9 protein-coding genes are annotated in these 14,890 nt (G+C 37.3%); 8 read left to right on the forward strand and 1 reads right to left on the reverse strand.

Going from position 1 to position 14,890, the window contains the following annotated elements:
* Window positions 1-113: 113 nt before the first annotated feature.
* A complete protein-coding gene (locus tag ACQKMR_RS00415) occupies window positions 114-338 on the forward strand; it encodes a transposase (protein ID WP_427695772.1) in 225 nt (74 codons plus the stop codon).
* Window positions 253-540 (forward strand): hypothetical protein, encoded by a 288-nt coding sequence (locus tag ACQKMR_RS00420; RefSeq protein ID WP_427695499.1) that lies wholly within the window; start codon window positions 253-255, stop codon window positions 538-540. Before ACQKMR_RS00415 ends, ACQKMR_RS00420 begins: the two co-directional genes overlap by 86 nt.
* Window positions 541-776: 236 nt before the next feature.
* On the opposite strand, the gene ACQKMR_RS00425 is transcribed toward ACQKMR_RS00420, so the two are convergent.
* Window positions 777-1,670 carry a helix-turn-helix domain-containing protein gene (locus ACQKMR_RS00425; RefSeq protein WP_427695500.1) on the reverse strand — a complete coding sequence of 298 codons (894 nt, stop codon included), beginning with the start codon at window positions 1,668-1,670 and terminating at the stop codon, window positions 777-779.
* A gap of 543 nt (window positions 1,671-2,213) precedes the next feature.
* Here ACQKMR_RS00425 and ACQKMR_RS00430 point away from each other — a divergent pair.
* From ACQKMR_RS00430 to ACQKMR_RS00455, 6 genes are all read left to right on the forward strand, one after another.
* On the forward strand, window positions 2,214-2,531 hold the full coding sequence (locus ACQKMR_RS00430; protein ID WP_427695501.1) for a hypothetical protein: 318 nt from the start codon (window positions 2,214-2,216) through the stop codon (window positions 2,529-2,531).
* A 569-nt stretch (window positions 2,532-3,100) separates the two neighbouring features.
* Window positions 3,101-3,958, forward strand: coding sequence for a hypothetical protein (locus ACQKMR_RS00435; protein ID WP_427695502.1), 858 nt, complete (start codon window positions 3,101-3,103; stop codon window positions 3,956-3,958).
* 110 nt (window positions 3,959-4,068) lie between these two features.
* Window positions 4,069-4,254, forward strand: a complete 186-nt coding sequence (locus ACQKMR_RS00440) for a hypothetical protein (RefSeq protein ID WP_427695503.1) — start codon at window positions 4,069-4,071, stop codon at window positions 4,252-4,254.
* A gap of 156 nt (window positions 4,255-4,410) precedes the next feature.
* Window positions 4,411-6,417 (forward strand): penicillin-binding transpeptidase domain-containing protein, encoded by a 2,007-nt coding sequence (locus ACQKMR_RS00445; protein ID WP_427695504.1) that lies wholly within the window; start codon window positions 4,411-4,413, stop codon window positions 6,415-6,417.
* Between the two features lie 422 nt (window positions 6,418-6,839).
* Entirely contained in the window at window positions 6,840-10,136 is a 3,297-nt protein-coding gene (locus tag ACQKMR_RS00450) for a 5'-nucleotidase C-terminal domain-containing protein (RefSeq protein ID WP_427695505.1), read from the forward strand.
* A 77-nt stretch (window positions 10,137-10,213) separates the two neighbouring features.
* Entirely contained in the window at window positions 10,214-14,752 is a 4,539-nt protein-coding gene (locus tag ACQKMR_RS00455; RefSeq protein ID WP_427695506.1) for an endonuclease, read from the forward strand.
* Window positions 14,753-14,890: the final 138 nt, after the last annotated feature.

The following is a 14,890-nucleotide window of genomic DNA, read 5'->3' on the forward strand; positions in this document are numbered from 1 at the left end:
CTTATGCCTCGTAAACCTTGGCAATGGTACCCTGGTGCGATGTATCATATTGCAAGCTGTGGCAATCGCCACAGTGACATTTTTTTTTAGATGATAAGGACCGACTTCGTTATCTGCATCATGTAGAGGAAACGAAAGAAAAATATTTCTTCGAGCTTCATAGCTATTGCCTCATGACCAATCATGTTCATCTTCTCCTCAAAACAATGCAGCACCCCATCAGCGATATTATGCATAAGCTGAACTCCCGCTATGCTATCACCTTCAATAGGCGTCATGACCACGATGGACACCTTTTCCAAGGACGTTACCAAATCGATCGAACAATTCACTGGTAAAAGCCGTTATATTCATTTAAACCCTGTAAAAGCCAATATCGTCAAAAACCTCGCTGAATATAAGTGGAGCAGCTATAAAGCCTTCCAAATGGGGAAACCAAACATGCACGTCAACCCCACACAAATTCTTTATTACTTTCAAACCCCACAAAACGGCGAAAAATACGTAATGAGGGGGTCAGACCCTATTTCCTATCCATAAAAAAGACCAGAAAACCTTTAAAAGTACAGGGTTTCCGAGCAACCGGATAGGGGGGTCAGACCCCATTTCCCGAGTGGTTTTTTGAAGCATCTCTTTATTATACTTCATTTTGGCTTGGAATTTGAAATAGAGGAATACAGGTTTTGGAATATGGACATGAGAGCTTGTGTATATGCTTTGTAAATTCGTAAATGTGAAGAGCCATTCCCGTGTGGGAATGGCCATTTACTATAGTCTTAGTTTATTTTCATTTCATTTTTCCAACTATCCAGTCTTTTGTTGATAAATGTAGCAAAGGTATGATTCTTTTGTAACGTGAATAGAAATGCAGACTTTTCTAGATATTCCTTTGCTTCTTTATAGTTTCCTACCAGTTCAAGGTTGTAGCCTAAATGGTAATGTAAATCGGCTAAAGCATATAATTGATCATGTTCCAAGCACCATTTTATTGCATCGCGGCAGCATGTAATAGACTCTTCATATCGGACTAGTCGCGTTAACACTCTACCAAAATTATAGGATAAACGTGTCTTTAGCGTCTTATCTGTAAGAATAGGAAGGGCTTTTAAATGATCTAGTGCCTTCTGAAGCAGGGCAAACGCATTTTCGTATTGTTCTTCGGCGACGTACATCACGCCGAGACTACTTAAAATTTCGAGCTCCCGTTCCGAATAAATTTTATCCGTGGTATGAGTAATAGCAATGGCTTGTTTAATAAAATCAATAGCTTTATCGAGATCTTTATTTTTTTCGTATTCATAGATGCCTTTGTGCCAAAGAATCAACTGATGATTCTTTTTGTTCTGAAGAAAAAGTGGACTGTTTTCCTCAGTCTTCACAATTTGTTGCATTTCCTCATAATTTCGGGTTCTTCTCGCTATTTTTAGTTGATGGATCACTTCTTCTACGTAATCCAGTCTAGGAGTCATGCCAATATCAAAAAAATAGTTCACATCCACTCCTAAGCGTTGAGAAATTAGATAGAGAGTGGATGCGTATGGATAGACATCACCTTTTTCAATCTTGCTAATCTGTGCTTGTGTACAAATACCGGATGCTAACTCTTCCTGTGAAAGTCCGATTTGTTTGCGTAGCTCTTTTATTTTTTGTCCAACTGCAAAAAAATCCATTTTGATTCTCCTTAAAATATGCCTAGAGTTATATTTTGTTATGAAAAATCGGTAAAAGCTGTATGTACCTGTCCTTAACGGTTTAAATAGATTCTGTAGTCGATTTATATGATTTTAAGAAGTGTGGTTAAATATAACTATAGAATTAATTTCTATTTTAACCAATATTTTTTTGTAAAAAAGGAGGAATGACCTATGAAAAAAAGTACTAAAGCATTAGTCGTATCTTTTCTTATCATCGCTGCTTTTGTGATTGTTCCAAACGAATTACCAGGCCTTTACGCAGAACTTCCAGGCTTATATAAATAAGAATCGAACTATAATTTTGCTCTTCTTAGCATCTTCATTCGAAGATGTTTTTTTTTTGTTCTTTTGTAGATTATTCTTTTGCGCATATTCCTTTAGTTATAATTATCTATGAATTGGGAATGAAAGGTCCAATTGGTACGTGAAGAAGAATCGTAAGCGTAGTTTGGAACACCTATTTCCTTTTATTAATTTTGTTATAGTAAAAATAACAAAACGGAGAGAGGTGTAAGGTTAATGATTGATATTAATATGAAAGTTCAGCCCTCTTTTTATGATGAAGAATGTGCCATTGTGTTTTCTTTTTATTTTGATAAGGCAACCAAAAAGATTGGTGAAGCTGTGGTATACACATGCAAAAAATCAAACGAAAAAGGATACAACCAAGATCATATAGATACAGATATACAGGAAAAAATCGCTTATATTAAAGAATTTTCTATAGTAGATGAATATCAGGCAACATCTATGGAGAAAATTCAACATTTTTTGGACGTAATCGGTATCAAAAAGTGCGTAAGGCACAACCCTCTGGAAAATGAAATTGCATTTTAAACGGTAAAAACTCATGACACTTATGTGTTATGAGTTTTTACCGTTTAATTGAGATTTTTGAGCATTCATTTTCACTTTTTTCATGAATTCGCTCATTCGTTTTCTATCACTTGGCTTTGAGGTATTAGCTTTTCCATTTCATCTAAAACGTGAATTTGACGGATAAGTAGAGCCCTATAAAAAGATAGTTTGGGGAAAACTTATATTATTCCTATAGTTATATTTTCATCTGAAAAGCTCAGTATAATAGAATTCCTTACTATCTAATACGTAATAATGCTTAAATAAGATAAATTTTCACGTTTTATTCTACTAAAAATAAATGCTAAAATGGTCCGAATATCGGATTTTCATTAGAAACATCAGTTTCTAGTACCCTAAAGTGAAGAGAGTTGAAAGACTCCCTTCGATTGCCCCCAGGCTCCTGCTTGGGGGATTTTTTTTGTTGTTGGCGGATACTTTGTCCACTTTTTTACAATATGTTTCGTTTTGTTTTTGTATGCCTGGGTAAAATAAGAAACAAGATGAATTTAACCTAGGCCATCCCAGTTTAAGCGGAGGAATAGATGATGGATGTGATAAATAATAAAAATGATCTTACAAGGCGTTCCTTTCAGCAGTTCATCTTTCCATTCACACTTGAGGGAAATAAGATTGAAACTTTTGTGAAAAATTTGCTTGAGGACAATTTCGTATTTTTGAACTTGAAAGATATGAAACATCAAGGTGGATTTTACGGAGACCACAAAGTTTTACACCGTAAATTAGAAAAATACTTTATGCCGTACATTGAGCCGATTTTGTTTCCAAGCAGTTCAAAGCAGAAAGAAGGATTACGACGTTTTACAAAAAAACTGGATATTCGGTGCACCTTCGAATCACCGTATTTAAATACGCCTTTTTTTATAGATGAAAAAATGTATGTAATTAGCTACATTGCACTCCCAGAGAATCGTAATATTTCTAAAAATGATTTGTACCGTGCCAGTGAGCTGAATGGGTATGATAGTGATGGTGAGCCCTATATCGGTGCATCAAATCCAGATTACATCGAACGGTATTATCAGGAAAGGGTTTATGACAGGTGGGCGAAGGAAACCTATTATGTAACAAGCGTGTACAATTTTGCCTGTGTAACGAAAGCGACAGGCAAGCTGGGGCAGGAACTCGCAAGCGAAATGTACGGTCAGCACTTTTATGCATTGTTGCTTTACCTCTATTATAAAATAGTACTTCTGAAATTGGCACATGAACACTCCCGAATTGATGTGGAAAAGGACCAAACAAGTACAGAACAGCTAATCTTCATGATCACCGAGTTTTCCGCAAAATACTTATTTACCGAAGTCAACAGTACGGCCACTGGGAAAGAGCTATTTAAAATGACGGGGGAAACCTTTAGGATTGCCCCGCTTTATAAAGATTAAAAGAAACACTTTCCTACCTCTATCAGAATCAGGAAAAATCAGCTGGGAAAAGCAGTAATTATCTCTTGCAAATCCTCACGATTTACACCGTTATCTCCGGAATTTTCGGAATGAATCTATATATTGAAGATTGGAAAGGGAAATTAACATGGAAAGAGTATATGAATTACACCATATATGAATGGGTGGCTGTCTTTGTGACGACAACTGGTCTCGTCATATCCAGTGTCTTGGGTTTTTTCTTCTTAAAAAAATGGCTGCAAGAGAAAAGAAGTCGAAAAAAGAAAATGCTTTAATTTGTAGGAGTCCTGTACTTAAGTGCAGGACTTTTGCTTTAGCATAAACATGGGGAATTAACAGAATGAAGAAATTAGTCATACAAATTCCCCTATTTCTCTAATACTTTGATAAACTATATGTATATCATTCTAACTATTCATTAGGAGGAAATTATGAAGAAACTAGCATTAGTTTCCAGCTTTTTGTTGATGAGCGTTATGTTTTTGGCAGGCTGCTCGGATGAGCCTAGTCCAGAAGAGCGCTTTGCGGCTTACACGAAGCTTTGGAATAAACAGGATTATTCGAAGATGTATGAGTATCTGTCATCTGATACGAAGGAAAAAGTCAGTGCAGATGAATTTGCGAAGCGCTATGAAAAAATCTATAAGGGCATTGAGGTCGACCAATTAAAAGTGGACTATAAACAGCCAAAAGAAGAAAAAGATCATAAAGATGCTAAAAAAGTAAATCTCGCCTATACAGTTGATATGGAAACAATGGCGGGAGCGATTAGCTCTGACCATAAGGCAACCCTTGTCAAGGAAGAGGGAGATGAGGAAGATAAGTGGTACGTCAAGTGGGATGAAAGCTATATCTTCCCTGAATTAGAAGCTAATGAAAAAATTTCAGTTGAATCGTACCCGGCAATACGCGGGGAAATTGTCGATCGAAATGAACGTGGTCTTGCAATGAATGGTAACGTTGCAGAAGTGGGAATCGTACCAGAGAAAATGGCCAATGAAACTGAGACAGTTAAGAAGGTTGCAGGAATTCTCAACATGTCAACGGATGAAGTGAATCAGAAATTGAACCAATCATGGGTGCAGCCTGGCTATTTTGTGCCTATCAAGAAAATGTCATCCGATAACACTGCAACCTTGGAAAAATTGTTAAGCATTGCTGGGGTCTCGGTCAATAATAGAGAGGATCGTATATATCCCTATAAAGATGCTACCGCCCACTTAATCGGATATGTCGGTGAAGCGTCGGCGGAAGACCTGGAAAAATTGAAAGGCAAGGGATATACAGCCAGTGACGTTATCGGCAAGCGTGGTCTCGAGGAAATTTTAGAAGAACGTCTAAAAGGAAAGCCAGGCGGTAAAATCTATATCAAATCAGAAAATGGCGAAGAAAAAGTCATAGCTGAAAAGCCAGCTGAAGAAGGAGAAACAATTACATTAACCATTGATGCTGAGCTTCAAAAGGATATCTTTAAGCAATACAAAAAAGAAGCAGGGTCAGCTACAGCACTTGACCCAAAGACCGGCGAAACGCTGGCACTTGTCTCAAGCCCTTCATTTGATCCTAACAAATATATATACGGAATAACAAAAGCGGAACAAAAAGCGCTTGAAGAAGATCCGGATAAGCCGCTTCTGAATCGATTCAGTTCAACCTTTGCACCTGGTTCAACAATTAAGGCAATAACTGCGGCGATAGCTTTGAAAAATGGTGTGGATCCGAATGAGGCAATCAATATCCAAGGGAAAACGTGGGCCAAATCGACTTGGAAAGACCATTCCATCACGAGAGTAGCTGATCCCGGTGTAGCAATCGATATGGAAAAAGCGTTAATTTATTCAGATAATATTTACTTTGCCCAAAAAGCACTTGGCCTTGGTAAGGACAAATTCACAAGTGGACTCAAAGCATTTGGATTTGATGATCCATTGGACTACGACTACCCGATCAAAGCATCGAGCATCGGTAAAGTCGACAGTGAAGGGCGCCTGGCAGATGCTGGATATGGCCAAGCGCAAGTTCAAATGAGCACGCTTCATTTGGCAATGACGTACTCAGCCTTCTTAAATGAAGGAAACATCCTTAAGCCTTCGTTAATAACAGGCAATAACACAGAAAAGAAAATATGGAAAGAAAAAGTCATATCAGCTGATCAAGCGAATCAGATTACTAAGATGCTGACACAAGTCGTGGAACATCCTAAGGGGAGCGGTCATGGCATAAATGACCTTGGCATCAAAATCGCAGCCAAAACGGGAACCGCTGAAATAAAGGCTTCCAAAAACTCCAACGGAACAGAAAACGGCTGGTTCGTCGCCATGGACACGGAAGATCCAGAACTTCTTATGGCATGGATGATCGAAGATGTAAAAGGACGCGGCGGGAGCCATTTGGCTGTCGATCAAATGAAACCGATCTTGAAGAAATATTTGAAATGAATAAGGAAAGGCACCTACTGGTAGTAGGTGCCTTTTTTATGTATCTATATTCCTATTACAAATTGATAATATATAAAAACAATACTCTTTTAAATATTAATAAATAATAAATCATCACAAATTATAGTTAGTTAATAGAGGGATAATTGGAAGTAATAACAAAAACTTTAACTTAAAATTATTATAAAAGAGGTAGAAATTTCAAAATTATTATATTATTGTAGATTTACAAGGATAAATTGGTAAAAAATGATTGGGTTTATATAGTTTCATAGAACTGGTTTTAACATTGTTACTTATAATAGGAATTGTGAAGGGGGTAATTAGTGCTAAAATGATTTGTTTTGTAAGTCGTTGTTATTTTTTACTCTATTAGTACCTTGAGCTCTATTTTAGATATTTGAAGGGAGAACACTTTCTATATGAATAAAAAGAAAGCAATTAAACTAGCAACGGCAACTGCAATTGCAACATCAGCATTCACTGCTGTTGCACCAATACAATCCGAGGCGTCTACTAGCATTGCCACTCAAGTTAAAAATGCAAAAGCAGCAATGAAAAAACCATTTAGCACTTACTTCGACGCTAAAAAATTAGCAAATGTGACAACTGTTGAAAAACAAATTAAATCTGCTAAAAAAGCTTACACGAATGTGAAGGATTCAATAAAAAATTCTAGCAATAGCAAAGCTAAGAAAGATGCTTATTACAAAGAACTTAAAGATTACGAAAAATATATCACACGTGCTGAAGGCTATGTAAAAGGCTACAAAGCAGCTGAAAAAGCTAAAAAAACTCTTAATAGTGATCTTACTAAACTAAACGCTGCTGCGATTGCTCAAAAGCCAACAGATGTTAAGAATAAATACAATGCTCTTGATGCTTCTGTTAAAAAAACAGACAAAAATATTAAAGACACTGTATATGGTGCGAAAATTGAAAAACTTCTTTACGCTCAATTCACAGCAGCTACTAAAACTGCTTTACAAGGAGAAATCAAAGCATACTACTACTACGAAAAAGCAGAGTACTGGTTGAATAAAGGAGATACAAAAGCAGCGGCGGATAGAATTAAAACTGCTTCGAAAATTAAAGTAGACACTAAAAAAGACTTAGGCAAAGCAATTCAAGTATATGCAAAAAAAGTTCAAACTAAATATGACCAAGCAACTGACAAAGAAGCACCAAAATTCACTTACAAAGGTGAAGTTAAATTCGAAGTAGAAAATGGAGCAGATTTCAAGCTTCCTAAAGTAACAGCAGAAGACAAGCTTAATAAAGTGTACGTAACATACAAAATTAAAGGGCCAAAAGGCGCGACTAAAATTGATACTAAAGTTGCCGGAGTATACAAAGTAACTTACACAGCAACTGACGCTAAAGGTAACAAAGCAAAAGACTTAGTAATTACAGTTGTAGTTAAAGAAGCTACTGTTAAAGTTGAGAAAGTAAGTGCGATCACTTCTAAAACTTTAGAAGTTAAATTCAACACTGCTGTTGATGATACAAAAGCATTATTTGAGTTGAAAAAGGACGGACGTAAAGTTAACTACTCAAAAGTATCTTTCAGCGAAGACAAAAAAACAGCAACAATTGAACTTACATCTAAAATTACAAAAGGTGAATACTCTGTTAATGTATCTGGTTTAGTCCAAGGTAAAGTAGTTTCTGGTTCAGTTAAAACAGAAGATGAAAAAGTAAAAGGTATCGAAATCCTTTCTGAGAAAGCTCCAATTATCGGTGGGCAAGTTAGCATTGGATATAAGGTTGTTAACCAATATGGTGAAGATGTAACAAAATTTGAGACTGTTGAAGTAAGTGTCAAAGGAGCTAAAGAAGTTTCAAACACTGATGGTCAACTCGTATTAACTAAAGTTGATGGAGCGAATGACCTGAAAGCAGGAGACGAAATAGAGGTAACATTAATTCACAAAGCTACAAAAACTTCGGCAAAAAAAACTATTACTGTTACTAATGAGAACTTTGAATTAACGGTCATGCATACAAATGATACACACGCGCATTTGGATAATATCGCTAGGCGCATTACAGCTATTAAAGAAGTAAGAAAGGAAAACCAAAACTCATTGCTTTTAGATGCAGGAGATGTCTTTTCTGGAACACTATATTTCAACCAATATACTGGGCAAGCTGATCTTGAGTTCATGAATTTAATTGGATATGATGCTATGACTTTTGGGAACCATGAATTTGATCTTGGTACAGAAAAGTTGGCTGATTTTGTTAAAAATGCAAAATTTCCATTTGTAAGTGCAAATGTTAACTTTTCGAATGATACTTATCTCAAATCTTACTTTAAGGGAGAAAGCACACAAACGGCAAAAAGCGGTGAAATATACAGCAGTATCGTGAAGAGTATTGATGGTGAAAAGGTTGGGATTTTTGGTCTTACAACTGCTGAAACAAAAGATATCTCAAGCCCGGGAGCGGGGGTTGAGTTTGAAGAATATCTTGAAAAATCCCAGCAAACCGTTAATAGCTTAGAAAAACAAGGCGTTAATAAAGTCATTGCACTTACCCATCTTGGCTATAATGATGGCGGTGGAGATAACGATTTGACTCTAGCAGAAAAAGTAAAAGGAATTGATGTAATTGTCGGCGGACATTCCCATGATAAATTAGAAAAACCAATTGTTGTTAATACAGAAGCAGGAGCAGAGCCTACTGTCATTGTTCAGGCTAATGAATATAGCAATTATCTAGGGCAATTGAATGTAGAGTTCGATAAAGATGGAAAAGTTATTGCTAATGATGGTAAGTTAATAGATTTAAATAAACAAAATGCAGATAAATCCTATGTTATTAAAGATGATGAGGAAGCGTTAAATATCCTTAATACCAAATACAAGCCAGCGGTCGACGATATGCAGAAATTTGTTGTGGGCATTGCTGATGTAGACTTAATTGGTGGAAATCCGGCAGCACGTACAGGGGAAACGAATCTGGGTGACTTTATTGCAGACGGAATGCTTGCAAAAGCACAACAATACAAACCAGGTACAGTCATTGCCCTTCAAAATGGTGGTGGTGTTCGTACTACAATTAAGGCAGGAAACATTACATTAGCAAACATTTTTGAGATTCTTCCTTTTGGTAACTCATTAGGAGTAATGGATTTAAAAGGTTCAGAGATTAAATCTGCCCTTGAATTCAGCGTGAAGGATGCTCCTGCTGCATTTGGCGGTTTTCTGCAGGTTGCCGGACTACGGTTCGCATATGACCACACAAAAGCCACCGGATCTCGCGTGCAAAGTGTGGAAGTATATAAAGATGGAATGTTTGAAGAATTAAAAGATGATGAAAATTATCAGGTTGCTACGAATATTTTCACTGCTAAAGGCGGTGATGGTTACACAATGTTCGCAAAAGCATACAGCGAAGGACGTGTAAGTGAGCTGGGCTTTGTTGATTGGGAAGTGTTGCAAGATTATATCAAAGTACAGAAAGACCAAAAAATTGCCCCAGCTCTTGAAGGACGTATTATCGATGAAGCTAAAACAGAAGTGAAGGCAAGTGAGTTCAATGGGACAGCAGAGAACCCTAAAACTCATAAAGGCAGTGTAGTAGTCGATATAACAGGAGTATCTAGTCTCGAAAATGCTATAATCACAGGAAATCTTCACTTGAAGGGTACTGACGCTGATAAGGTAGTTCTTAAAAATGTAACTGTTCTTGGTGACACATATTTCATAGACTAATCGTTTTATGGAAGGCCTTCTAGCAGCTTTGCTGGAGGCTTTCCTTTGGCAAATATATTAATTATGGAGAGTGTTCAATGAAAAGAAAGAATTGGAAAATAAAGATAAACCTTATTCTAATTTTCACATTGATATTAAGCTTTTTTGCACCAATGAATTCTATCGTTACGAAAGCTGCTGAGCCAATTACTGTTGCAGAGGCGATTGCAAATAACTCAGGCACTGCAACTGTGCAGGGTTATATCGTGGGGTATACAACAGGAACAAACAAATATACTAAAGACCCGGCAAAATTTGCAGGAGATACAAATCTAGCAATTGCCGATTCTCCTGACGAAACAGATCCAAGTAAAATAATACCTGTAGAATTGAAAAATAGCGGTACCTATCGGGCTACTTACGGACTAAAGACAAATCCGGGTAATGTGGGTAAGAAGGTGCTTTTTACCGGAACTCTCACAGCCTATTTCTCAGTATCGGGCCTAAAAGATTTATCTGCGGCGAGCTTTATTGAAGAACCTTCTCCTAATAAAGTAGAAGCTGTCAAGGCCAGTGTAGCTGCTGGCGGGGTAGTAGATGGTACAAAAGTATCACTCTCCTCAGGTACTGAAAATGCAACCATTTATTATACAATTGATGGTTCAACTCCTACGAGTTCAAGCACTCAATATACAGAATCAATAACTATTACAAAAGACATGACAATTAAAGCAATTGCTATAGCATCAGGTTTGGCTAATAGCGATATCGCATTGTTTGAATATAAAATTATATCTATTACATCAATAGCCGAGGTAAGAAAAATGACCATTGGCAGTTCAGCCCTTACTACTGGAGTCGTTACGGCCGTTTTTACATCAGGCACTAACAATACAGTCTATATCCAGGATGACACAGCTGGGATTGTTATTTATGGTTCAGACCTAGCGGTTGAGGCAGGAGATAAAATCAGCGTCAAAGGAACGCTGGCTGATTATAATACACTATTGGAGTTAAACGTTCAAAAAGCGGACGTAACTATTCTTAAAAAAGAAAGTATTCCTGTTGCAGAAAAATTGACTGCGGCTCAATTTGAAGAGAGTAAGGAAGCTAAGCTTGTAACGGTGAAAGATGTAACAGTTGAGTCTGTTTCAAACGGAACCTTTATTGGAAAAGATGGGGAGGGAGAGTCCCTTACATTACGCCCTCAAGATGCAACGCTTCTTTCAGTCGGTACAACATATGATTCAATTACAGGTGTATTGGGATCATATAAAGGCGTGTATCAATTAATTCCAAGAAGTGCATCTGATATTATTCAAGATGCAAATAAAGTACAAGCTGTAGTTGCGACACCTGGTACAGGATTTATTAAAGCAGGTGAAACTGTCACGCTGGCCTCAGGAACAGCTGACGCAACAATCTATTACACAACAGATGGACAGGAGCCTACGAAAAGCAGCGCTGTCTATACCAAACCAATTACAATCAAAGAAGCTACGACATTAAAAACTTTTGCCGTAAAAAGTGGCTTAACGGATGGTAACATCTCTACATTTACTTACACTATTTCAAAAGGTGATGTCCGAATTCATGATATTCAAGGAGCTGGACATACTTCTCCATATTTAAATCAAAATGTAACAGATATAGAGGGTATTGTCGTATCCACGATTGATAATAATAATTTCTTTATTCAGGATCAAAAACCTGATAATGATATAAACACTTCAGAGGGAATTCTTGTGTATAAAAGTGCCAATGGCGTTAAGGTTGGCGATGTCGTCAAAGTAAGCGGAACGGTAAAAGAGTATGTGATGGAGGGATATTCCGAAAAAGCAACAACGGATCTTCCGGTAACAGAAATTAGTGCATCCGCGATTACGGTTGAATTAAATGGACAGGCTTTACCTGACCCAATTGTAATTGGCAAAGACCGTACCCCGCCAACTGGGAAGATTGATAGTGATGGATTGACTGTTTTTAATCCAGCAGTTGACGGTATTGATTTTTACGAAAGTTTAGAGGGTATGCTTGTTCAACTTGAGAGTCCGAAGGTTGTGGCACCACAGGAGTATGGGGAAGTTGTTGTAATTCCTAAGAATATGGAAACTTCTACTTCTGCTGGTGGAGTCAAGTTCACCGAAACAGATGCCCACCCAGAAAGAATTCATCTGAAATTTGATGACGATAAATATGTAGCGAAAACCGGCGATAGTTTTAATGGAAGTATTACAGGAGTCGTAAGCTACGGTTATAGTAACTTTAAAGTGTTGACAAATAAGGCCAAATTACCTGATCTACAAGATGGGGGAACGAAGCGTGAGGTTACTTCTATTGAACCGGATGCGAAGAAGCTAACAGTTGCCTCTTATAATGTGGAGAATTTTTCAACTAAAACAGACAATGAAAAACTAACGAAATTAGCTAAAGCCATTGTACAGAACCTGAAGATGCCAGATATTATCGGTTTAACAGAAATGCAGGATAATGATGGTGAGACTGATAGTGGTACTACAGATGCTACGGAGAGCTTTAAGAAGCTGGTTGCCAAGATTCAAGCAGAAGGTGGACCAGAGTATCTATTCACTGATATAGCTCCAGAAGATAAGCAAGATGGTGGAGCACCAGGTGGAAATATCCGAGTAGGTTTCTTGTATAAAAAAGGTACTGTTTCGCTTACTGAAGGAACAAAGGGAAAAGCTACAGAGTCGGTCGGCTTTAACGATGGCAGGCTTACATTAAACCCAGGCCGAATCGATCCGACTAATGCAGCATTTGCTTCAAGCAGGAAGCCGTTAGCAGCCCAATTTGAATTCAACGGTGAAAGTGTTATTGTTGTTGCCAATCACTTTAATTCGAAGGGTGGAGATCAGCCTTTATTTGGGAAAAACCAGCCGCCAGAACTAAAAAGTGAAGTTCAGCGTCTTAAGATTGCGAGTATTGTTAACAGCTTTGTTAAGGATATTAAATCAAAAGATGCTAATGCAAATGTTGTTTTACTAGGAGATTTCAATGATTTTGAATTTTCTAAGACACTAACTGCATTAAAAGGCAGTGAATTAACAAACATGGTTGAGAAGGTTCCTTTTGAAGAAAGATATTCTTATACGTACCAAGGCAATTCTCAAGTTCTGGATCATATTCTTGTTTCTAATAATATTGCAGCAGAAACTAAGGTGAATATCGTCCATATTAATTCATCCTTTACTGAAGCTGATGGCCGCGCGAGTGACCATGATCCAGTCCTGATTCAAACAGAATTAAAACCAACACAAACACCACAGCCACAAAAAGTATATGACTTGGTTGGATTCACAACAAAAAAATTGGTAGTTGAAACACCTAATTCATTGGTCAAACTTGATGCGACTTCGAATATCAAAGAAGGAATCTGGCTAAAGACAGATACGACTCTATCTGGTGAAGGTCTGAAGAAAACGAAAATCATAATCAGTCCAATAAAAAAGGAAACTGTCATTGATTTCTCAGGTGCTGAAGTCAAGGAAGTGTTGATTGATAACAGTAATGTAACAGAAATCAGGGGAGCAGAAAATGTTCAAAAATGGATTTTTACAGAAGGTATGGATGTTTCTGGTATAAAATTCTATAATGCAAAAGGAGAAGCAATAGCTTCTCCTTTTATTCCAAAAGAAAATCGTCCTCCGGTAATAATAAAGACTATCGATAATCTTTCCGTGAAAATTGGAGAAGAGGTAAGTGTAAACTTAAACAATCATTTTTCAGATCCAGATAGCGATGCACTTACTTATTCCACAACAATTGGCACGGTATCAGGGTCCATACTAACAGTTCCAACTAGTACGAAAGGTTCCTATATTGTTGCTGTCACTGCAAGAGACAAGTGGGGATCGAAAACAATTGCTACTTTCTCAGTAAACGTTACTGCCGACGATCAGCTTGAACCCTATTATCAAAAAGCTGAAGGTAAGACCGGGTCTGAATTAAAAACGTCATTACATACTATTATTAAGTCACAAACAAAATTGACATACGCAAAGGTTTGGGATGCAATTAAAGATACGGACGAAGATCCTAAGAACCCTAACAATGTCATTTTACTTTACTCAGGTAAGTCGGTGGCAAAAGCGAATAATGGTGGGAGCAACGGTCAATGGAATCGTGAGCATGTCTGGGCAAAATCCCATGGTGATTTTGGTACCAGTGTAGGACCAGGAACAGATATTCATCATTTACGTCCCGAAGATGTAACTGTAAATAGTGTTAGGGGACATCTTGATTTTGATAATGGCGGCAAAAAATATAGTGGATGTGAATGTTATTATGATACTGACTCTTGGGAACCACCTAACAGTGTTAAAGGTGATGTTGCGAGAATGATATTCTATATGGCTGTCCGCTATGAAGGAGATAACGGAGAAATTGATTTAGAGCTGTCAGATACAGTTAATACCTATCCAAAAGCATTACATGGCAAATTGTCCACTCTTTTAGAGTGGAATGAACTAGACCCCGTAGATGATTTTGAACGCCGCCGAAACGATGTGATATATGAAAGATGGCAGCATAATCGTAATCCTTTTGTTGACCATCCTGAATGGGCAAACGAAATCTGGAAAGCTCAGAAAATACAAGATATAAAAAAAGCAAGCTGATATATATTTGTATAGCTCATCGTCAATGCGGTGAGGTTTTTTTATACGTATGAACTCAGTGATATTAAAAACTTTTTTTAAACGTTAGTGCAATAAGAATAAGGAATTAAAAATGAAGCTATCAATGGGCTAGTTTTT

Origin of the sequence: Peribacillus sp. NPDC096540, from assembly GCF_050278525.1 — a bacterium.
Lineage (GTDB): Bacteria > Bacillota > Bacilli > Bacillales > DSM-1321 > Peribacillus.